Source organism: Streptomyces sp. NPDC101227 (genome assembly GCF_044767545.1).
Taxonomy (GTDB): domain Bacteria; phylum Actinomycetota; class Actinomycetes; order Streptomycetales; family Streptomycetaceae; genus Streptomyces.
This window is the reverse complement of the sequence record NZ_JBIWOD010000026.1, coordinates 77,699-99,609: the sequence shown is the minus strand read 5'-3', so window position 1 is coordinate 99,609 and position 21,911 is coordinate 77,699. Positions and strand designations below refer to the sequence as shown.

The window sequence follows — 21,911 nt, the reverse complement described above, 5'->3', positions numbered from 1 at the left end:
TGTCAACCAGCCTTATATCCAAGCTCTGGCCCTTCGGCCGAGTAGTTGACGGGGAGGAACAATGGGGGACAGTTTCGGGCCCGTGAGTGACGGCGCGGACGACGAGGGAAGCGGTATCGGGGACGGCGCCGCCGCGGGTATTGCCGCGAGCGTGCCGCGAAAGGAGCCGATCCGGGTCCTGGTCGTGGATGACCACGCGCTTTTCCGGCGGGGCCTGGAGATCGTGCTGGCCCAGGAAGAGGACATCCAGGTCGTCGGCGAGGCCGGGGACGGCGCGGAGGCCTGTGACAAGGCCGCGGATCTGCTGCCCGACATCGTGCTGATGGACGTGCGGATGCCCAAACGGGGCGGCATCGAGGCCTGCACCTCCATCAAGGAGGTGGCCCCCAGCGCGAAGATCATCATGCTGACGATCAGCGACGAAGAGGCCGATCTCTACGACGCGATCAAGGCCGGGGCCACCGGATATCTCCTCAAGGAGATCTCCACCGACGAGGTGGCCACCGCAATCCGTGCCGTCGCGGACGGCCAGTCGCAGATCAGCCCTTCGATGGCGTCCAAGCTCCTGACGGAGTTCAAGTCGATGATCCAGCGCACGGACGAGCGCCGCCTGGTGCCCGCGCCCCGGCTCACCGACCGCGAGCTCGAGGTCCTCAAGCTCGTCGCCACCGGCATGAACAATCGCGATATCGCCAAAGAGCTCTTCATTTCCGAAAACACCGTGAAAAACCACGTTCGCAACATCTTGGAGAAGCTGCAGTTGCACTCCCGGATGGAGGCAGTGGTGTATGCGATGCGGGAGAAGATTCTCGAGATCCGCTGACCCTCTCGGGATCCGCCGGCCGTACGGTCGCGGCCGTCGGTCCGGGGGCTGTACGAGCCCCCGGAGAAGCCGGTCCGGGTGACCGGACTCAGCCGGTCCGGTCACTCATGTGAGTGAGTTCCGTTCGGAGGGCTTCGGCCAGTGCGGCGTCATCGCAGCGCTCCAGGCGTACGGAATCGCAGCCGACCCAGGTGGCGGCCTCATGGAGGGCCTGGGCCATGGGGCGGACGGCCTTGGGGCCTTGCAGCGAGACCTGACGGGCGATGAGGGTGGTGCCCTCGCGGGCCGGATCGACGCGGCCCACCAGGCGGCCGCCGGACAGCAGGGGCATCGCGAAGTAGCCGTGTATCCGCTTGGGGCGTGGGACGTAGGCCTCCAGGCGGTGGGCGAAGCCGAAGATCCGCTCCGTACGCGGGCGGTCCCAGATGAGGGAGTCGAACGGCGAGAGCAGGGTCGTGCGGTGCCGGCCGCGCGGCGGGGCGGCCAGGGCGGCGGGATCGGCCCAGGCGGGCTTCCCCCAGCCCTCGACCTCGACCGGCACCAGGCCCGAGCCCTCGATCACGGCGTCCACCTGCTCGCCCTTGAGGCGGTGGTAGTCGGCCAGATCCGCGCGGGTGGCCACGCCCATCGCGGCGCCCGCCTGGGCGACCAGGCGGCGCATGCACTCGGCGTCGTCCAGATCGTCATGCAGCAGGGCGTCGGGGACGGCGCGCTCGGCGAGGTCGTACACCCGCTTCCAGCCGCGGCGCTCCGTACAGACCACCTGGCCGGTGTCCAGCAGCCACTCCACCGCGATCTTGGTCTCGGACCAGTCCCACCACTCGCCGCCCTTTCGGCCGCCGCCCAGCTCTGACGTGGTCAGCGGGCCGTCCGCGGTGAGGCGCTTCAGGACCGCGGCGCAGGAGCGCTCGGAGTCCTTCATGATGTGCCAGCGGTGGCCCCTGGCGCGGTAGGCCCGGCGGCGGAACGCGAAGTGCGGCCATTCCTCGATGGGCAGGATGCAGGCGGCGTGTGACCAGTACTCGAAGCTGTGGGTGTCGCTCCAGTAGGCCGCCTCGACGGCGCCGCGGCCCACCGCGCCGAGGCGGGCGTACGGCACCAGCTCATGCGAGCGCGCCAGCACCGAGATCGTGTCCAGCTGCACCGCGCCCAGATGCCGCAGCACCCCGCCCACGCCGGCCCGTCGGTCCGGTGCGCCCAGCAGGCCCTGGGCCCGCAGCGCCAGGCGCCGGGCGTCGTCCCGGGAGAGCGCGGTCACGGGCGGGGGCTGGGTGCGTGGCGCTGTGGTCATGCGGAAAAGGGTAGGGGCGGGCACTGACAACGGAACCCGGCAACGGGCCTGGCACGGGCCGCGGCCCGGCGTTCAGTCCGGGTACGGGAGGTACGGCGTGGTGTCCGGGGCCGGGACCGGGACACCGGTGGGGCCGGGCGCCCGGGGCAGGTCCGACGGGAGCAGGGAGCCGATCCAGACGTCCCGCCGGGTGCCCTCCTGGACGAGCTTGGCGCGCAGGGTGCCCTCCATCCGGAAGCCGACCTTGCGGGCCACCGCCCGGGAGCCCTCGTTGCCCGCCTCCGCGAGCCACTCCATCCGCTCCACCCCAAGATCGTCGAACGCCCAGCGCACCACCGCCAGGGCCGCCTCGACGGTGTACCCCTTGCCTCGGTGCTCCCCGGCCGTCCAGTAGCCGAGCTCCGCCTGCCGCTCCGGGGTGCGCAGCAGGTCGAGCCGTACCAGCCCCATGGAGCCGATCAGGGAGCCGTCGGCCCGGGAGAGCACCGCGAAGGAATAGCTGGTGTCGGTCCGCCAGGCCTCCGGGGAAGTGGTGCCCGTGAACAGCTCGGCGTCCTGAAGGCTGTACGGCGAGGGGATGCCCGTCCAGCGCGGAATGTCGGGTTCCTGGCAGGCGGCGTATACGGCCGCGGCGTCCGGCGCCTCGAAAGGGCGCAGGAAGAGACGCTCGGTCGTGAGAATGACGGGCTCCATGGTGCGAGTCTGAGACGCGGCGGGGACGGCCGCGAAGGGATTTCGCGGTGATTCCCGGCACCTTCTCGCCAGCTCACGCGTTCACCTGAGGAGGGCAGGCCTGCCCTTGCCGCGGCGGACCTCCCCTGCCCGAGAGCGTCCTCCCTTACGATGGCCGTTGCGGCGGGGCCTGCCCCTGGATAAATGCCGCGCCCCGCGCACTCGACCGTGCCAGGCCCGACCGGCAAGGAGACCAGCCCAAGTGTCCGTCTTCAACAAGCTCATGCGTGCAGGCGAAGGAAAGATCCTGCGCAAACTGCACCGCATCGCGGGCCAGGTCAACTCCATCGAAGAGGACTTCGCGGCCCTCTCCGACGCCGAGCTGCGGGCGCTCACTGATGAGTACAAAGAGCGGTTCGCGGACGGGGAGAGCCTGGACGACCTGCTGCCCGAGGCGTTCGCCACGGTCCGTGAGGCCGCCAAGCGCGTGCTCGGCCAGCGCCACTACGACGTCCAGCTGATGGGTGGCGCGGCCCTTCACCTCGGATACGTCGCCGAGATGAAGACCGGTGAGGGCAAGACCCTGGTCGGTACCCTCCCGACGTATCTCAACGCGCTGTCCGGCAAGGGCGTCCACCTGATCACGGTGAACGACTACCTGGCCGAGCGCGACTCCGAGATGATGGGCCGGGTCCACAAATTCCTGGGCCTGACCGTCGGTTGCATCCTCGCCGATATGACGCCCGCCCAGCGCCGCGAGCAGTACAACTGCGACATCACGTACGGCACGAACAACGAGTTCGGCTTCGACTATCTGCGCGACAACATGGCCTGGTCGCAGGACGAACTCGTCCAGCGCGGCCACAACTTCGCGGTCGTCGACGAGGTCGACTCCATCCTCGTCGACGAGGCCCGTACGCCGCTGATCATCTCCGGCCCGGCGGATTCGGCCACCAAGTGGTACGGCGACTTCGCCAAGTTGGTCCAGCGCCTCAAGAGGGGCGAGGCGGCCAACCCGCAGCGCGGCGTCGAGGAGACCGGCGACTACGACGTCGACGAGAAGAAGCGCACGGTCGGCATCCATGAGTCCGGCGTCAGCAAGGTCGAGGACTGGCTGGGCATCGACAACCTCTACGAGTCGGTGAACACCCCGCTCGTCGGGTACCTCAACAACGCGATCAAGGCCAAGGAGCTGTTCAAGAACGACAAGGACTACGTCGTCATCGACGGCGAAGTCATGATCGTCGACGAGCACACCGGCCGTATCCTCGCCGGCCGCCGCTACAACGAGGGCATGCACCAGGCCATCGAGGCGAAGGAGGGGGTGGAGATCAAGGACGAGAACCAGACGCTCGCCACGATCACCCTCCAGAACTTCTTCCGCCTCTACGACAAGCTCTCCGGCATGACCGGTACGGCCATGACCGAGGCCGCCGAATTCCACCAGATCTACAAGCTCGGCGTCGTCCCGATCCCGACGAACCGCCCGATGGTCCGGATGGACCAGGCCGACCTGATCTACCGCACCGAGCCCGCGAAGTTCGACGCGGTCGTCGAGGACATCGTCGAGAAGCACGAGAAGGGCCAGCCGATCCTGGTCGGCACCACCTCGGTCGAGAAGTCCGAGTACCTCTCGCAGCAGCTCAACAAGCGCGGCGTGGCCCATGAGGTGCTCAACGCCAAGCAGCACGACCGGGAGGCGCCGATCATCGCCCAGGCCGGCCGCAAGGGCGCCGTGACGGTCGCCACGAACATGGCCGGCCGTGGTACGGACATCAAGCTCGGCGGCAACCCCGACGACCTCGCCGAGGCCGAGCTGCGCCAGCACGGCCTGGATCCGGTCGAGCACGCCGAGGAGTGGGCGGCCGCGCTGCCCGCCGCCCTCGAGCGGGCCGAGGCCGCGGTCAAGGCGGAGTTCGAGGAGGTCAAGGAGCTCGGCGGGCTGTATGTGCTGGGCACCGAGCGGCACGAGTCGCGCCGTATCGACAACCAGCTGCGCGGTCGTTCCGGCCGTCAGGGCGACCCCGGCGAGTCGCGGTTCTACCTCTCCCTCGGTGACGACCTGATGCGTCTCTTCAAGGCCCAGATGGTCGAGCGGGTCATGGCGATGGCCAATGTTCCCGACGACGTACCGATCGAGAACAAGATGGTGACGCGGGCGATCGCGTCCGCGCAGTCGCAGGTCGAGCAGCAGAACTTCGAGACGCGTAAGAACGTCCTGAAGTACGACGAGGTCCTCAACCGCCAGCGCGAGGTCATCTACGGCGAGCGCCGCCGGGTTCTGGAGGGCGAGGACCTGCAGGACCAGATCAAGCACTTCATGGAAGACACCATCGACGCCTACATCCAGGCGGAGACGGTCGAGGGCTTCGCCGAGGAGTGGGACCTGGACCGGCTGTGGGGCGCCTTCAAGCAGCTTTACCCGGTCAAGGTGACCGTCGACGAGCTCGAGGAGGAGGCCGGTGACCGCGCCGGCATGACCGCCGAGTTCATCGCCGACGCGATCAAGGACGACGTCCACGAGCAGTACGCCGCCCGCGAGGAGCAGCTCGGCTCGGAGATCATGCGCGAGCTGGAGCGCCGGGTCGTGCTGTCCGTCCTGGACCGCAAGTGGCGTGAGCACCTCTACGAGATGGACTACCTCCAGGAGGGCATCGGCCTGCGGGCGATGGCCCAGAAGGACCCGTTGGTCGAGTACCAGCGCGAGGGCTTCGACATGTTCACCGCGATGATGGAGGGCATCAAGGAGGAGTCCGTCGGCTACCTGTTCAACCTGGAGGTCCAGGTCGAGCAGCAGGTCGAGGAGGTCCCGGTCCAGGAGGCGGCCGAGCAGCCGTCCCTGGAGAAGGCCGCGGACGTCGTCCCGGCCGGCGCGGGCCGCCCCGAGATCCACGCCAAGGGCCTGGAGGCCCCGCAGCGTCCGGACCGGCTGCACTTCACGGCGCCCAAGGTGGACGGCGACGGCAGCGTCATCGAGGGCGACTTCGTCAGCGACGAGGACGGCGAGGGCCCGGCCCGCTCCGAGGCCGATGGGCTGACGCGGGCGGAGCGGCGCAAGGCGCAGAAGGCCGGCGGACGCCGCCGCAAGAAGTAAGCGCGCAGGACCAGGCGCCCCGGCTGTGACGGCCGGGGCGCTTTTGCGTGCCGGGGCGCCTTTGCGTGGCGCCGGTGGCCGGGGGGCGGCCCAGCTACCGCCGCGGGGTGTGCCAGGCGCGGCACCTCGCGGCGTGGTCGGCACACCCGCGGAGAGCTTCCCCCACGCCATCAGGGCGCGGCGGCCCATGGCGGGCGCAGCTCCGCCGCCTGGCAGCGGGGTGCCGGGACCCATGGCGCGGGCGTCGGGCCGAGGTCGAAGGTGGCGCAGCGCCACCGGGTGTCGGCGCCGAGTTCCAGGCGGAAGGCGAGGGCCCGGAGGCGGTCGCCGGAGGCGATGCGGGCGAATGCCTCGATGACTCCGGTGCGCGGTCGGCAGAGCCCGCACTCGTGGAGGGCGGGGAGGGGCGCGCGGCGGCCCCCGGCGGTGAGGGGCCGCAGCGGGGTCTGCGGGGCGAGTTCGACCAGCCGGTCGTAGGCGACGGGCAGGGCGTGGCCGAGGAGGGCGTGTACGGGGCTCTGGCCGCTGAGCGTGAGCAGCAGCTGACGGGCGAACCAGAGGTGGGGGCGTCGCTCGCGTGCGCGGCGCTGGGCGCCGACGGTCGGCAGACGGGCGGCTGCGGCGGCTACGGCGGCGGTGGACCCGTCAGGGGAGAGGCCGGTGGGGAGCGGGCGCCCCGGGGTGGTGCGGGTGGTGGTCGAGGGGCCGCCGGGGCGGGTGCGGGCGGCGCCGCGGCCGGGGCCTGCGCCGGGGCCGCGTGGGGTGCTTCCGGGGCGGCGGGGGGAGGGGGCGCGGCGAGGCTGGGGCGGAACGGGCCCGGTGGGCCTTCCGGCGGCCGTGGCGGCATCGGGGCCGGTGCGGGGCCGGGGTACGCGGTCGCCGGGCGCGTCGGTGGCGGGAGGCGCGCTGCGGGCGGTGGTGGGGTCTGTCGTGGCGGACGTGGCGGACGTGGCGGACGTGGCGGACGTGGCGGAGGCGGACGTGGCGTGGGCGGTGGCGGCGTCGTGGGGTGTCCGGCCGCGGCCGGGTTCTGTGGTGGCGTCGGAGGTTCGGTTCCGGTGGGTGTCCTTCATGGTGGTGCCCCCCTTGTGCTCGGCCGGTCGATTACCGGGCGGTAGCTTCGGGGATCTTCTATCGGCGCGCCGGGGCGGGCGGCAAGGCGGGAGCGGGTGGGTGAGCGGGCGCCGCAGAGTTCACCCGTTCGTGGCGCGGCCTTGGGAAATGGCCTCGGGAACGCGGTCCGGCGGGGGTGCGAGGCGGGTGGCGCGGGGGCGGTGCGGACGCCCCGATGGGGGACTCCCGCCCGTATGCTGGCTGGGCATTCTTCAGAGTCGAGCGAATTGAGCGGAAGCGGCTGCCATGCGCGTCTATGTCCCCCTGACCCTTTCCGGTCTCGCAGAGGCGCACAAGAACGGCGAGCTCGGCCCCGGGCCGCTGGACGCGTACGCCGTCACGCCCGCGCTGCGCGAGTGGTACGTCTCGGACGACATCGAGGAGCTGGAGTACGCGGCGCTGAACCGCGCGGCCCAGGCCTCGCTGCGGCAGCTCGCCGGGAACCCGCAGGTCACGCGCCGGCGGGTCGTGGTGGCCGTGGACGTACCGGAGGGCGCGGCGGTGGCGGACCCGGACCGGGGGCTCGATGAGTCGGCGCTGGGCGAGGTGCGGCTGGCCGGGCCGGTGGCGTTGACGAAGGCGGCGGCGGTGCATGTGGATGCCGCCGACGCGGAGGCGGATGTCGCGGCGGCCGCGGCGGCGCTCGGCGCGGCCGATCAGGGCGATGACGACGCCCAGTTCGTGGTGGACGGTGCGCAGGACCACGACCTGATGTGGTTCGGGGTGCAGGAGATCCCGCACGTGATCGGCTGAGGGACGGGCGGCCGCCGCCGGTCCGTTCTGCGGCGTTGTCAGTGGGTGCGGGTATTTTTTCTTCATGGGGTCGCGCAAGGGGGCGTACATGAGGATCGACGGGATGCGGCACGCGTCGCACATCGTGTGGGACTGGAACGGCACGCTGTTTCATGACACCGACGCGGTGATCGGGGCGACCAACTCCGCGTTCGCGGAGATCGGGCTCGAGCCGATCTCGCTCGAGCGGTACCGGGAGCTGTACTGCGTGCCCATTCCGCGGTTCTACGAGCGGCTGCTGGGGCGGATGCCGACGGATGCCGAGTGGCTGATGATGGACGACGCCTTTCACCGGCATTACAGCGAGCACCGGGTGCGGTGCGGGCTGGCCGAGGGCGTGGATCTGCTGCTGGAGGGGTGGCAGGCGGCCGGGCACAGCCAGTCGATTCTCAGCATGTACGGCCATGACGAGCTGATACCGCTGGTGCGCGGCTTCGGGATCGAGGCGCGTTTCGTGCGGGTGGACGGCAGGACCGGGCCCTCGGGCGGCGGCAAGAGCACGCACATGGTGCGGCATCTGGCGGCGCTGAAGGGCGTGGATCCCGGACGTACGGTCGTGATCGGTGACGCGCTGGACGATGCGGTGGCCGCGCGGGACGCGGGGGCGCATGCGGTGCTCTACACCGGCGGCTCGCACAGCCGTGCCAGTCTGCTGGCCGCCGGGGTGCCGGTCGTGGACACCCTCGCCGAGGCGGTGGAGGTGGCCACGCAGCTGGCCCGGGAGGCGGCCGCCGGGTAGCCGGCGGGGTGGCCGGGCGCCGCGCTCCGCGTGCCGTGCCATCGCACATCCGGACCGGCGAGACGTTGTCCGGATGGTCTAAGTTCGTAGTGGGGTTTTGTACGTAGACGGCCCATGACGGCACCCCTGCCGGGAGCGATAGCCTTGCACCGTGATCAGCGCGATAACCCGCGGGGGCATCGAGGCCCCCGCCGTGCGCCCGGGACACCACCGTGACCGGGCGGTCGCTGGTCTTTGCGGCCAAGGGCCCATGTCGACTGCGTCAAATCTCGTCGAACACGGCACGGCCATCTCTCATCGCGGCATAGCGTCGACATCGACAGGACACCCCGCGTCGCGGCGGCGTTGTGCGGCTTCCACAAAGTTCTTCCACGACGTCACGCAATGGCGCGCGACAGGAGCCAGAGGACATGCAGACCAAGCTGGACGAAGCCAAGACCGAGCTGCTCGCCAGGGCCGCCCGGGTCGCTGAAAGCAGCCCGGCCGGGGGACATCTCCCGGTACGCGGACTCGACCCGGAGACCCTGACGGGGTACCTCCAGCGCTATTACCTGCACACCGCCCCCGAGGACCTCGCCGACCGCGACCCGGTTGATGTCTTCGGTGCCGCGCTCTCGCACTACCGCCTCGCGGAGATGCGTCCGCAGGGCACCGCGAACGTCCGGGTGCACACCCCGACCGTCGAGCAGAACGGCTGGACCTGCAGCCACTCCGTCGTCGAGGTCGTGACGGACGACATGCCGTTCCTGGTCGACTCCGTGACCAACGAGCTCTCGCGCCAGGGGCGGGGCATCCATGTCGTGATCCACCCGCAGGTGATCGTCCGCCGGGACGTCACGGGCAAGCTCATCGAGGTCATCGACGCCAACGGCGACGGCCGCGGAAACGGCGCCGGCGGCAAGCGCGCCGCGCTGCCGCACGACGCGCTGACCGAGTCCTGGATCCATGTCGAGATGGACCGCGAGACCGACCGGGAGGACCTCAAGCAGATCACCGCCGATCTGCTGCGGGTGCTGTCCGATGTCCGCGAGGCCGTCGAGGACTGGGACAAGATGCGCGCCGCCGCGCTGCGCATCGGCACGGACCTGCCCGACGAGCCGGTCGCCGACGACCTGCGGGAAGAGGAGATCAAGGAGGCCCAGGAGCTGCTGCGCTGGCTGGCCGACGATCACTTCACCTTCCTGGGCTACCGCGAGTACGAGCTGGCTTCCGCGCCCTGTGAGGGCGGCGCCGACGAGGACGTCCTGACCGCCGTGCCCGGTACGGGCCTGGGCATTCTGCGCGCCGACCCCAAGCACCGCGAGAGCGACATCGGCCACCCCGTCTCGCCGTCCTTCAACCGGCTGCCCGCCGACGCCCGCGCCAAGGCCCGCGAGCACAAGCTGCTGATCCTGACCAAGGCCAACAGCCGCGCCACCGTGCACCGCCCCTCGTACCTCGACTACGTCGGCGTCAAGAAGTTCGACAAGGACGGCAACGTCGTCGGCGAGCGGCGCTTCCTGGGCCTGTTCTCGTCGGCCGCCTACACCGAATCCGTGCGCCGCGTCCCGGTCATCCGCCGCAAGGTCACCGAGGTCCTCGAGGGCGCCGGGTTCACCCCGAACAGCCACGACGGCCGCGACCTGCTCCAGATCCTGGAGACCTACCCGCGCGACGAGCTGTTCCAGACCCCGGTCGACCAGCTCCAGGCCATCGCCACCAGCGTGCTCTACCTCCAAGAGCGCCGTCGGCTGCGGCTCTACCTCCGCCAGGACGAGTACGGCCGCTACTACTCCGCGCTGGTCTACCTCCCGCGCGACCGCTACACCACCGGCGTTCGGCTGCGGCTGATCGACATCCTGAAGGAGGAGCTGGGCGGCACCAGCGTCGACTTCACGGCCTGGAACACCGAGTCGATCCTCTCCCGGCTGCACTTCGTCATCCGTGTCGAGCCCGGCGCCAGCCTGCCCGACCTCACCGACGCCGATGTGGACCGCATCGAGAGCCGTCTGGTGGAGGCCGCCCGCTCCTGGGCCGACGGCTTCGGCGAGGCGCTGACCGCCGAATGCGGTGAGGAGCGCGCCGCCGAGCTGCTGCGCCGCTACCCCGGCCACGCCTTCCCCGAGGGCTACAAGGCCGACAACTCCCCGCGCAGCGCGGTCGCCGACCTTCAGCACCTGGAAAAGCTCACCGGCGAGCCCGGCAACGACTTCTCGGTGAGCCTGTACGAGCCGGTCGGCGCCGGCCCCGGCGAGCGCCGCTTCAAGATCTACCGCACGGGCGAGCCGGTCTCGCTGTCGAGGGTGCTGCCGGGCCTGAACCGCCTGGGCGTCGAGGTCATCGACGAGCGCCCGCACGAGCTGCGCCGCGCCGACGGCACCGTCGCCTGGATCTACGACTTCGGTCTGCGGATGCCGGAGCACGTCTCCGGTGACGACGCCCGCGAGCGGTTCCAGGAGGCGTTCACCGCGGTGTGGACGGGCGCCGCCGAGAGCGACAACTTCAACAAGCTGGTGCTCCAGGCCGGCCTCAACTGGCGCCAGGCGATGGTGCTGCGCGCGTACGCCAAGTACCTGCGCCAGGCCGGGGCGACGTTCAGCCAGACGTACATGGAGGACACCCTCTCCAACAACGTCCACACCACCCGGCTGCTGGTCTCGCTCTTCGAGGCGCGGATGTCCCCGGACCGCCAGCGCGCCGGCACGGAGCTGACCGACGCCCTGCTGGAGGAGCTGGAGGCCGCGCTCGACGAGGTCGCCTCCCTGGACGAGGACCGCATCCTGCGTTCCTTCCTCACCGTCATCAAGGCGACGCTGCGTACCAACCACTACCAGAAGGACGGCGAGGGCAAGCCGCACGCCTACCTGTCCATGAAGCTGGACCCGCAGGCCATCCCCGATCTGCCGGCGCCCCGCCCGGCCTACGAGATCTGGGTGTACTCCCCGCGCGTCGAGGGCGTCCACCTGCGGTTCGGCAAGGTCGCCCGCGGTGGTCTGCGCTGGTCGGACCGCCGGGAGGACTTCCGTACGGAGATCCTCGGCCTGGTCAAGGCGCAGATGGTCAAGAACACCGTCATCGTGCCGGTCGGCGCCAAGGGCGGCTTCGTCGGCAAGCAACTGCCGGACCCCTCGGTGGACCGGGACGCCTGGCTCGCCGAGGGCATCGCCAGCTACAAGACCTTCATCTCCGGTCTGCTGGACATCACCGACAACCTGGTCGGCGGCGAGGTCGTACCGCCGAAGAACGTCGTCCGGCACGACGAGGACGACACCTACCTCGTGGTCGCGGCCGACAAGGGAACGGCGACGTTCTCGGACATCGCCAACGAGGTTGCCGAATCGTACGGATTCTGGCTCGGCGACGCCTTCGCCTCCGGTGGCAGCGCCGGCTACGACCACAAGGGCATGGGCATCACCGCCCGCGGTGCCTGGGAGTCGGTCAAGCGGCACTTCCGCGAGCTGGGCCACGACACCCAGTCCCAGGACTTCACCGTGGTCGGCGTCGGCGACATGTCCGGCGACGTCTTCGGCAACGGCATGCTGCTCAGCGAGCACATCCGCCTGGTCGCGGCCTTCGACCACCGGCACATCTTCATCGACCCCAACCCGGACGCGGCGACCTCGTACGCCGAGCGCCGCCGGCTCTTCGAGCTGCCCCGCTCGTCCTGGGCGGACTACAACACCGAGCTGCTCTCGCAGGGCGGCGGCATCCACCCGCGCTCGGCCAAGTCCATCCCGATCAATGCGCAGGTGCGGGCCGCCCTCGGCATCGAGCCCGGCGTGAAGAAGATGACGCCGGCCGATCTGATGCGGGCCATCCTCAAGGCGCCGGTCGACCTGCTGTGGAACGGCGGCATCGGCACGTATGTGAAGTCCTCGGCGGAGTCCAACGCCGAGGTGGGCGACAAGGCCAACGACGCCATCCGCGTCAACGGCGAGGACCTGCGGGTCAAGGTCGTGGGCGAGGGCGGCAACCTGGGCCTGACCCAGCTGGGCCGGATCGAGTTCGCCGCGGCCGGCGGCAGGATCAACACCGATGCGATCGACAACAGCGCCGGTGTGGACACCTCCGACCACGAGGTGAACATCAAGATCCTGCTCAACGCCGTGGTCGCCGAAGGCGATATGACGGTCAAGCAGCGCAACAAGCTGCTGGCCGAAATGACCGACGAGGTCGGCGAGCTGGTGCTGCGCAACAACTACGCGCAGAACACCGCGCTGGCGCTGGCGCTGGCCCAGTCCTCCAGCATGCTGCACGCCCAGCAGCGCTTCATGCGCCGCCTGGTGCGCGACGGCGACCTCGACCGGGCGCTGGAGTTCCTGCCCACCGACCGGCAGATCCGCGAGCGGCTGAACGCCGGGCGCGGTCTGACCCAGCCCGAGACCGCGGTGCTCCTGGCCTACACCAAGATCACGGTGGCCGATGCGCTGATCCAGACCGGGCTGCCGGACGACCCGTACCTCCAGCGGCTGCTGCACGCCTACTTCCCGTCGGCGCTCTACGACCGCTTCGCCGAGCAGGTCGACGGGCACGCACTGCGCCGCGAGATCGTGACGACGGTGATGGTCAACGACACCGTCAACACCGGCGGTACGAGCTTCCTGCACCGCATGCGGGAAGAGACCGGCGCCTCGCTCGAAGAGGTCGTACGGGCGCACACCGCGGCCCGCGCGATCTTCCGGCTCAACCAGGTCTGGGACGACGTCGAGGCGCTCGACAATGTCGTCGCGGCCGACGTCCAGACCCGGATCCGGCTGCACTCGCGGCGGCTGGTCGAGCGCGGCACCCGCTGGCTGCTCAACAACCGCCCGCAGCCGCTGGAGCTGTCCGAAACCATCGACTTCTTCAGCGAGCGGGTCGCCCAGGTCTGGTCCGAGCTGCCGAAGCTGCTCCAGGGCAGCGACGTCGAGTGGTACCAGACGATCCTGGAGGAGCTGACGGGCAGCGGAGTGCCCCAGGCGCTGGCCGTCCAGGTGGCCGGGTTCTCCTCGGTCTTCCCGGCGCTGGACATCGTCGCGATCGCCGACCGTACGGGCAAGGAGCCGCTGGACGTCGCCGAGGCGTACTACGACCTGGGCGACCGGCTGCGGATCAACCAGCTGCTGGACCGCATCCTGGAGCTGCCGCGCAACGACCGCTGGCAGTCGATGGCCCGCGCCTCCATCCGCGAGGACCTCTTCGCGGCGCATGCGGCGCTGACCTCGGACGTGCTGTCGGTGGGCAACGGCACCTCGACGCCCGAGCAGCGCTTCAAGGCCTGGGAGGAGGCGAACGCGGCGATCCTCAGCCGCGCCCGCGCCACGCTGGAGGAGATCCACGGGTCGGAGGGCTTCGACCTGGCGAATCTGTCGGTGGCCATGCGGACCATGCGGACGCTGCTCCGTACGCACAGCTGATACGCCCGCCACGACGCGGACGGCCCCGGAGCAGATGCTCCGGGGCCGTCCCCGTTTCCGCATGGCCGGGCCGTTCGCGGGCCGCCCGGCACGGCGCCCTAGCGGTGCGCCTCGTACGCCTTGATCACTTCGTCCGTCGGGCCGTCCATCAGCAGCTCGCCGTGCTCCAGCCACAGGACCCGGTCGCAGGTGTCCCGGATCGACTTGTTGTTGTGGCTGACCAGGAAGACCGTGCCGGCCTCCTTGCGCAGCTCGCGGATGCGTGCCTCGGAGCGCTTCTGGAACTTGCGGTCGCCGGTGGCCAGCGCCTCGTCGATCATCAGCACGTCGTGGTCCTTGGCCGCCGCGATGGAGAACCGCAGCCGGGCCGCCATGCCGGAGGAGTAGGTGCGCATCGGCAGCGAGATGAAGTCGCCCTTCTCGTTGATGCCGGAGAAGTCGACGATGCCGTCGTAGCGCTCGCGGACCTGCTCGCGGGACATGCCCATGGCGAGGCCGCCGAGGAGGACGTTCTTCTCGCCGGTCAGGTCGTTCATCAGCGCCGCGTTCACGCCCAGCAGCGAGGGCTGGCCGTGCGTGTAGACCTTGCCGCGCTCCGCGGGCAGCAGGCCGGCGACCGCCTTGAGCAGCGTCGACTTGCCGGAGCCGTTGGAACCGATCAGTCCGATCGACTCGCCCCGGTAGGCGGTGAAGGAGACGCCCTTGACCGCATGCACCTCACGCACGCCCGTCGAGGGCTTGCGGCGGACGATGCGGTTGAGCGCCGCGGTGGCGCTGCCCTTGCCCGCGCCGGTGCCGTACACCCGGTAGACGATGTGCAGATCGTCCGCGATCACCGTCGGGATCCGGGCCCCGGCGTCCTCTGCCGGCTGAACGCCGGTCCTCTGCTCAGCCACGTCCGTACCGCTCCTCGGCCTTCCAGAAGTACACATAGCCGACGACGCCGGCCAGCAGCGCCCAGCCACCCGCGAACGCCCATACGTGCGGCGGCAGTTGCTTCGCGGTGAAGCTGTCGATCAGCGCGAAGCGCATCAGGTCGATGTAGACGGCGGCGGGGTTGCCGTTGAGCAGGAGCACCACGATCCCCGGGAGGTGCTTGCCCTGGACGATCACGCTGATGCTGAACATCACGCCGGACGCGTACATCCACGTCCGCATGACGAAGGGCATCAGCTGGGCCAGGTCCGGGGTGCGCGCGCCGAGCCGCGCCATGACCATCGCCAGGCCCGTGTTGAAGACGAACTGGAGCGCCAGCGCCGGGAAGGCCAGCAGCCACGACCAGGTCGGCAGCTGCCCGAAGCCGAGCAGGATGACCACCAGTACGGCCATGGAGTACAGCAGCTGCTGCAGCTGCGCCAGGCAGAACGAGATCGGCAGGCAGGCGCGCGGGAAGTGCAGCGCCCGCACCAGGCCGAGGTTGCCGGAGATCGCCCGCGTTCCGGCCATCACCGAGTTCTGCAGGAAGGTGAAGATGAAGACGCCGGTGACCAGGAACGGGATGTAGTCGTCGACGTTCCTCTTCTGATTGAGCAGCACACCGAAGATCAAGTAGTACACGCCGGCGTTGAGCAGCGGAGTGATCACCTGCCACAGCTGGCCGAGCTTGGCGGTGGTGTACATCGCGGTGAGCTTGGCGGTGGCGAACGAGGTGATGAAGTGCCGCCGGCGCCACAGCTGGCGGGTGTACTCCGGCAGCGAAGGGCGGATGCCGCTCACCGCGAGGCCATGGCGTTCGGCCAGGGCGCGCAGCTCGGGATCGGGGGAGGCGCCGGATCCGGGTTTCCTGGCGGGTGCCGGGGCCGGGGGAGCGAGGGTCTCGGGCATGGGGCCGCTTTCGCTTGCGTACAGGGGCGGCGGAACGGGTCATCCGACGACGACGGAACGGGGCCGTATCGTCGCGACGATGCCGACACTAAAGGGATTCCACGTCGAGACGCAACCGTAGCGTCGTGACGCTATGCTCAAGCCATGGCAAAAGACGGGGCACGAGAAGCCGGCGGGACGGAGACAGCGGCGGGCCGCCGGGCACCGGCCGGCGCCGCCGTACTGCGGGAGGACAAGACCGCCGCAATCCGCGCCGCGGTCTTCGCGGAGCTGGCCGCGGTCGGATTCGCCCGGATGTCCATCGAGGGCATCGCGCGGCGCGCGGGCGTCGGCAAGACCGCGGTCTACCGGCGGTGGCGCTCCAAGCTGCACCTCGTCCTGGACGTGGTCTCCGCGGTGGCCGCCGCGGGCCTGCCGTCGCCGGACACCGGGTCGCTGCGCGGCGATGTCCGGATGCTGCTGGAGGTCGCGGCCCGCGCGCTGCGCCATCCGATGGCCTCGCAGATCCTCCCTGACCTGCTGGCCGAGGCGGCCCGCAGCCCGGAACTCGCCGAGGCGCTCAAGGCGGCCCTGCACGACAGTCAGCAGGGCGTCGCCGCGGCCATGGTGACGCGGGCCGTCGAGCGCGGGGAGATCCCGGCCGGTGCCGACGCGGGACTGGCGCTGGATCTGCTGACCGGGCCGCTGTACTGGCGCCTGGTTGTCGTCCGCGACGACCTGCCCGCGGGGTATCTCGACGCGCTGGCGCGGTCGGTGGCGGGGGCGCTCGGCGCGGAGTGAGGCCGTACGGCTGAGGGGGCGGCCCGGACTCACCGGGCCGCCCCCTCATTCGTGCGCCGTCACTTCTTCCGGAGCGTCAGCTTCGTCTCGCCCGCAGTGGCGTGAAGACGCCGTGTTGCCTGCCGAGGAAGGCCACCCCCGGCCGCCGTGATCTGGCCGGGGGGGGGCGTATCCGTATGCGGTCCAACGGCCGCCGTCAGCCCGCCAGTTCGATGCCGGAGGCGTCCGACGCGCCCGTGCCCGACGCCTGGTCGTCGCCCGCCTTTCGCGGCGCCGGCAGCTTGACCAGCCCGGCCGCGGCCGCGGCCGCCCGCGGCTGCGGCGCCACGGTCCGCTCGTCCATCGGCTCCGGCTCGGGGCCCGCCTCCTGGCCGAGGAAGACCTGCCGCACCACGCGCTCGGCGGCGTGCCCGTCGTCCCACTGGCAGAACCGCTCGCGGAAGGCGGCCCGCAGCGCGGTGGCCTTCTCGTCGTTCCAGCGGCCGCTGCGGAACGCCTCGATCAGCTCGTCCTCGGTGGTGGCGATCACGCCCGGGGTGTCGCCCGGCTTGCCCGAGAGCAGGTCGAAGGTGACGCCGCGGGAGCGGACGTAGGTGTCCCAGTCGTCCGCGTAGTTGATGATCGGCCGGTCGAGGTTGGCGTAGTCGAACATGATCGACGAGTAGTCCGTGATCAGCGCGTCGGCGGCCAGGCACAGCTCCTCGACGACCGGGTGGTCCGAGACGTCGATCAGCGCGCCGCGCTCCTGGAGCTCCTGGAGGCCCGGGTCCTGGTCGTAGAAGTAGTGGGTGCGCACCAGCAGGACGAAGTCCTGGCCGGCCGAGCTCAGCTCGCGGGAGATCTTCTCCAGGTCCAGGCGCGGGACATAGCCGACCTGGTAGTCGCGCATGGTCGGCGCGTACAGGACGGCGGTCTTGTCGGGGGCGATGCCCAGGCGCTCGCGGATGGCCAGGACGTCCTCCGCGGTGGCGCGGTAGTAGACGTCGTTACGGGGGTAACCGGCGTCCAGCGACGTGAAGTTGCAGGGGTAGACGCGCTCCCACTGCTCGGTGGTGTGCTGGTTGGCGGAGAGGGAGAAGTCCCAGCGGTCGGCGCGGGCGAGCAGCTTGCGGAAGCTCATGCCCTTGGCGGCGGCCGGGTAGCGCTTCTGGTCGACGCCCATCGACTTCAGCGGGGTGCCGTGGTGGGTCTGGACGTGGACCTGGCCCTCGCGCTTGACCACGCCGTCCGCGAAGTTGACGTTGTTGACCAGGTACTTGGCGCGGGCCACGACCTCCCAGTAGCGCGGCGAGTTCAGGACGACATGATCGACGCCGGCCGGGAGCTGGTCGGCCAGGGACTGCTTGACCACCCAGACGCCGTGCACGTTCGGCGCCAGCTCCTTGGCCTTCTCGTAGATCGCGAGGGGGTTGCAGGCGGGCAGGCGGTTCCAGTACGCGGAGTAGACCGCGAGGTTCTCGTCCAGCGGCTGCCGCAGCAGCGCCTGGTAGCGCAGGTCCATGGCCTTCTTCTTGGCCTGCTTGACGCGCTTGCCCGCGTGCTTGCGGACCGTGCGCTGGACCTTGCCGGCGACCTTGAGGCCGGCCAGCGCCGGGTAGGCGTCCTTGGCGAGCAGCGCGTACTTGCCGCCGGCGATGCCCGTGGGACGCATGAAGCCGGCCGGTATCCGCATGCGGTAGTCGCGGGCGGCGCGGTGGAAGAACTCGGCCGTGGCGTTCTGCGGGAGGCGGCCCGGCTTGTCCAGGATGGTCAGATAGTGGTCGATCATCTTGCGGAACATCTGCGGGCGCCAGCGGGAGAGCTCGGGGTGCGCGTCGAGATAGGCGAAGACCCGGCCGTACTGGTCGAAGACGTCGAAGTGCTTACGGCTGGTGGTGCGCAGGATGTTGCCGCCCTGGCGGCGCTGACGGTAGTGCAGGCACACCCGGTCCAGAACGGCGATCCGCCCGGCGGTGATCAGTGTGCAGAACGTCCAGGGGGCGTCCTCGTAATAGCCGACCGGGAATTCGAATCCGTGTTCTTCGATGAAGTCGCGGCGGTAGGCCTTGTTCCAGACGATCTGCAGCAGATCGAGGATCTCGGGGCGGTCGGCGAGCGAGAAGGAAGGGGCGCCGGATTCGCTGAGCAGGTCGGCGAGCGCATTGCGCCGGGCCGAGCCGTCCCAATAGGTCCGCGCGTAATCGAAGATCAGGATCTCCGGGTCCTCGGTGGCGGCCAGCCGCTCGGCCAGGGCGCTCAGCGCGCCCGGCACGAGGGTGTCGTCGCTGTCGAGGAAGAGGACGTAGTCGCCGGTGACCTTCTCCAGACCGGCGTTACGGGCCCGGCCCAGGCCGACGTTCTCCGGCAGGTGCAGGACCTGGACGCGGTCATCGAGCGCGGCGTACTCGTCCAGGATGGCGCCGCTGGCGTCGGGCGAGCAGTCATCGACGGCGATCAGTTCGAAGTCCGGGAAGTCCTGCGCCAGCACGGAGTCCAGGCATTCACGCAGATACCCCTGAACTCTGAAGCACGGGACGATGACGCTGAAGCGGGGTGCGGCGGCGTCGCGGACTATCTCTGACATGCGGTGCTACTCCTCGTGACGAGCTGAGTACAGAACGCAAAAAAGCCCCAAAGGGCGTGTTCCATTGTCAGCCATCCGACTCCCGTTCACCCAAAAAGGTTGGCCTTCGTAACCTGAAAGTTCTGTAGAACACATCGCGGCCCGAAGAACGTGGCGACTTTCCGAACGCGCGAGATTTTCGAGGCAACCAAATACTGGGTTAGTGACATCTTCCCTAGATGGGGCTCGATGAGGAGAGCTGATATTGCCCGCCCACCCGCCCGCTATTTCCCGCCGCCGGCTGCTCCGGGCGACCGGCGGTGGAGTGCTGGCGGCGACGGCCGGTGCGGGCGTCTGGGCCCGGCTCGTCCGCGAGGAGCCACTCACCCGAGCGGCCGCACCGGCCCGCCCCGGGCGGTCCCCGGTGGCCGCCGCGAACCAGACATTTCTCCACGTCATCGCCCATGCGGACGATGCGCTCTACTTCATGAACCCGAACCTGGAGCAGTCCATCCGCAGCGGGGCGCGCTCGGTCACCGTCTGCCTCACCGGCGGCGAGTCCGACGGGCGCAACGCCGGCCCGGACACCCCCGACCCCGACCGCGTCCCGCACGACCGGGCGGCCTTCGCCCGCGCCCGCACCAACGGGCTGCGCGCCGCGCACGCCCTGATGGCCACCGGGGACGCCGACAGTCCCTGGGACCTCGCGGCGATATCCCTCCTGCCCGGCTTCCAGGTGGAGCTGCACACCCTGCGCGAAGCGCCGCAGAACCAGCTGATCTTCCTGGAACTCGTCGAGGCCAGGGCCGTCTCGGCGCCCCGTGCGGTCAGCCTGCGCGGCCTCTGGCTGGGGGCGGCCGACGCCCTGCCCACCCTGCGCCCCGCGGGCACGCCCGTACAGGCGGCCTACCGCTACAGCCGCGACCAGGTCATCCGCACCCTGAGCGCGGTACTCGACCGGGTGCGGCCCACGGTGGTGCGCACCCTGGACCCGAACGCCCTGCACCGCTCCACGGCCCCGCTCGCCGCCGCGGACCCCCGTCTGGCCGGTCTGCGCTACTTCGACCACCAGGACCACACCGCCTCCGCCTACTTCGCGCAGGCGGCGCTGGCCGACCACTGGCGACGCGCAAACGGCCCCCCGGCCGTGGTGGAGAACTACCTGGGCTACGAACTCGGCGTGCTGCCCCACAACCTCGACCCCGGAGCCGCCCGCCGCAAGGCCCGGCTGCTCTCCGTCTACGGCTGGTCCGGCGGCCGCCGCTGCGGCGATCCCGCGGGCTGCGGCGACCGCAAGGTGGGCGACAGCGCCTACCGCGCCGGCTCCCGTGACTGGATCCGCAGCACCCGGTTGCGCGCGCCCGGCTCCAACGCCTGGATCCGGCCCCTGGAGGACGGCCGGCTCGCCGCCTTCGCGGTCCTGTCCGGCCGGGCGCACTGCTGGACCGAGACCCGGCCGGGCAGCGGCCGCTTCAGCGCTCCCGCCCCGCTCGGCGGCGACCGGCTGGAGGGCCAGATCCATGCCGTACGGCATCCCGACGGCGGTCTCCACCTGTTCGCCGCCCGCACCGTGCTGCCCGGCCCCGGCACCGCCCACCGTCGCGAACTGCTGACCGCCCGCCAGGCCGGCACCGCCCGCGACGGCACGCCCCTCTTCCCGCACTGGGTGCCGCTGGGCTCCCCCGACCCGGACCCGGTCCGCTCGCTGGAGACCGGCTTCCCGGTGGCGGTGGCGGCCCCGGACGGCACGGTCCATGTCTTCGTCCGGACCTGGGACGGCTCACTCGCGCACCGCGGTGGCCCGGACGGCGGGCGGTGGACGCCGTGGCGGCGGCTGGAGGGCCCGGTCGGCGCGCTTACGGCCTCGCCCCGGATCGTCGACGGCATCGACGCCTGTGTGGACTCCGAGGGGATGATCCATCTGGTCGCGCCGAGCGGCCGGACCGTCCACCACTGGGTGTCGAAGGAGGCCGGGCGGCTACCGCGGCCGGGCGCCGCCACCGGGCTGCCGGAGGCGGCCGGGCCGGTCAGCGTCGTCCCCCTGGCGGACGGCGCGGTGCGCGTCCTCTTCCGCCGGGCGGGCACCGCTCAGGTGCTGATCGCGGAGCGGCGGAGGCGGATCGGCAGCTGGCGGGTGGCGGCGCAGTGCGCGCCGGTCGGCGGCTACGGGCGGGTGGCCGCGGCGCCGGCCGGCGCCGGCGCGCGGATGGTGCTCGCGGTGCGGGACGACGCGGGCGGGGTGCGGGCCGCGATGGCACAGGAGGTCCCGGGGCCCTGGCACACCGGGCGGGTGCCGCATTCGGGGGCGGCCGGGGTGGCCGAGGACGCCGGGGGCCGCGCGGTGGTCGCGGTGCTCGGCAATGACGGCCGGCTGTATACGGCGCGGCAGCCGGCGGCCGGGCCGCAAGCGCCGTTCGGGGCGTGGGCTCAGGCCGGTTCGCGGGGGCGTGGCGTGGACTGACCGGCCCGGCGGCCCGGAAGCAGTATCCGCCGTGCGACCAGGAAGGTGAACGGGATCGCCAGCGCCGCCGCCGCCAGCGGTGCCACCTTGCTGTTCATCCCGCACCAGCTCACCAGCACCACCAGCCCCACGCTCTGCGTCACGTAATTGGTGACCTGGGTCAGCGGGAAGAGCAGGAACTTCTTCCAGGTCGGCCGGGTGCGGTAGGTGAAGTAGGTGTTGAGGAAGAACGAGCAGGTCATGCCGGCCAGGAATCCGATGGTGTAGGCCGCGAAGTACGGCAGCACGCGGTGCAGCGGCAGATAACAGGCGTAGAAGGTGAGGGTGTTGACCCCGCCGACGACGGCGAAGCGGATTATCTGGCCCCATTCGGGGAGCGCCGGGAGCCTCCGCCGCATGCGCTGC

At 70.7% G+C, this 21,911-nt stretch carries 14 protein-coding genes; 7 read left to right on the top strand and 7 right to left on the bottom strand.

Annotated features, from left to right (window positions below; translation table 11 throughout):
* The first annotated feature begins 61 nt into the window (after window positions 1–61).
* The gene (locus ACIRPT_RS37745) at window positions 62–823 is read left to right on the top strand and encodes a response regulator (protein WP_403510499.1); all 762 of its coding nucleotides are present in this window, start codon (window positions 62–64) and stop codon (window positions 821–823) included.
* An 88-nt stretch (window positions 824–911) separates the two neighbouring features.
* Here the strand turns inward: ACIRPT_RS37745 and ACIRPT_RS37740 are convergent, their stop codons facing one another.
* Both ACIRPT_RS37740 and ACIRPT_RS37735 read right to left on the bottom strand, forming a co-directional pair.
* Window positions 912–2,114, bottom strand: coding sequence for a winged helix-turn-helix domain-containing protein (locus tag ACIRPT_RS37740; protein ID WP_403835882.1), 1,203 nt, complete (start codon window positions 2,112–2,114; stop codon window positions 912–914).
* A 72-nt stretch (window positions 2,115–2,186) separates the two neighbouring features.
* Entirely contained in the window at window positions 2,187–2,807 is a 621-nt protein-coding gene (locus tag ACIRPT_RS37735) for a GNAT family N-acetyltransferase (protein WP_403835879.1), read from the bottom strand.
* A 241-nt stretch (window positions 2,808–3,048) separates the two neighbouring features.
* On the opposite strand from ACIRPT_RS37735, the gene secA reads away from it, so the two are divergent.
* Window positions 3,049–5,880, top strand: a complete 2,832-nt coding sequence (gene secA / locus ACIRPT_RS37730; protein ID WP_403835876.1) for a preprotein translocase subunit SecA — start codon at window positions 3,049–3,051, stop codon at window positions 5,878–5,880.
* 170 nt (window positions 5,881–6,050) lie between these two features.
* Here the strand turns inward: secA and ACIRPT_RS37725 are convergent, their stop codons facing one another.
* Window positions 6,051–6,953: an Rv3235 family protein gene (locus ACIRPT_RS37725; RefSeq protein WP_403835873.1), complete on the bottom strand. Its 903-nt coding sequence runs from the start codon at window positions 6,951–6,953 to the stop codon at window positions 6,051–6,053.
* Between the two features lie 286 nt (window positions 6,954–7,239).
* Here ACIRPT_RS37725 and ACIRPT_RS37720 point away from each other — a divergent pair, with 286 nt between their 5' ends.
* The 3 genes from ACIRPT_RS37720 (at window position 7,240) to ACIRPT_RS37710 (ending at window position 13,899) form a co-directional block, all read left to right on the top strand.
* Window positions 7,240–7,746 carry a DUF6912 family protein gene (locus ACIRPT_RS37720; RefSeq protein WP_403835870.1) on the top strand — a complete coding sequence of 169 codons (507 nt, stop codon included), beginning with the start codon at window positions 7,240–7,242 and terminating at the stop codon, window positions 7,744–7,746.
* Window positions 7,747–7,834: 88 nt separating this feature from the next.
* The gene (locus tag ACIRPT_RS37715; RefSeq protein WP_403835867.1) at window positions 7,835–8,524 is read left to right on the top strand and encodes an HAD family hydrolase; all 690 of its coding nucleotides are present in this window, start codon (window positions 7,835–7,837) and stop codon (window positions 8,522–8,524) included.
* 410 nt (window positions 8,525–8,934) lie between these two features.
* Window positions 8,935–13,899, top strand: a complete 4,965-nt coding sequence (locus tag ACIRPT_RS37710; protein ID WP_403835864.1) for an NAD-glutamate dehydrogenase — start codon at window positions 8,935–8,937, stop codon at window positions 13,897–13,899.
* Between the two features lie 98 nt (window positions 13,900–13,997).
* Here ACIRPT_RS37710 and ACIRPT_RS37705 read toward each other — a convergent pair whose 3' ends face one another.
* Entirely contained in the window at window positions 13,998–14,831 is an 834-nt protein-coding gene (locus ACIRPT_RS37705; RefSeq protein ID WP_403835861.1) for an ABC transporter ATP-binding protein, read from the bottom strand.
* Window positions 14,788–15,723 (bottom strand): ABC transporter permease, encoded by a 936-nt coding sequence (locus ACIRPT_RS37700; protein ID WP_403835858.1) that lies wholly within the window; start codon window positions 15,721–15,723, stop codon window positions 14,788–14,790. Before ACIRPT_RS37700 ends, ACIRPT_RS37705 begins: the two co-directional genes overlap by 44 nt.
* 144 nt (window positions 15,724–15,867) lie before the next feature.
* Between ACIRPT_RS37700 and ACIRPT_RS37695 the strand changes: the two genes are divergently transcribed.
* Complete coding sequence (locus ACIRPT_RS37695) at window positions 15,868–16,503, top strand: TetR/AcrR family transcriptional regulator (protein ID WP_403510529.1); 636 nt, start codon at window positions 15,868–15,870, stop codon at window positions 16,501–16,503.
* Between the two features lie 196 nt (window positions 16,504–16,699).
* On the opposite strand, the gene ACIRPT_RS37690 is transcribed toward ACIRPT_RS37695, so the two are convergent.
* Entirely contained in the window at window positions 16,700–19,066 is a 2,367-nt protein-coding gene (locus tag ACIRPT_RS37690) for a CDP-glycerol glycerophosphotransferase family protein (protein WP_403835855.1), read from the bottom strand.
* 244 nt (window positions 19,067–19,310) lie between these two features.
* Here ACIRPT_RS37690 and ACIRPT_RS37685 point away from each other — a divergent pair, with 244 nt between their 5' ends.
* Window positions 19,311–21,506: a PIG-L family deacetylase gene (locus ACIRPT_RS37685; protein WP_403835853.1), complete on the top strand. Its 2,196-nt coding sequence runs from the start codon at window positions 19,311–19,313 to the stop codon at window positions 21,504–21,506.
* Here the strand turns inward: ACIRPT_RS37685 and ACIRPT_RS37680 are convergent.
* Entirely contained in the window at window positions 21,473–21,904 is a 432-nt protein-coding gene (locus ACIRPT_RS37680; RefSeq protein ID WP_403510537.1) for a GtrA family protein, read from the bottom strand. The two genes, ACIRPT_RS37685 and ACIRPT_RS37680, sit on opposite strands and share 34 nt — an antisense overlap.
* Window positions 21,905–21,911: the final 7 nt, after the last annotated feature.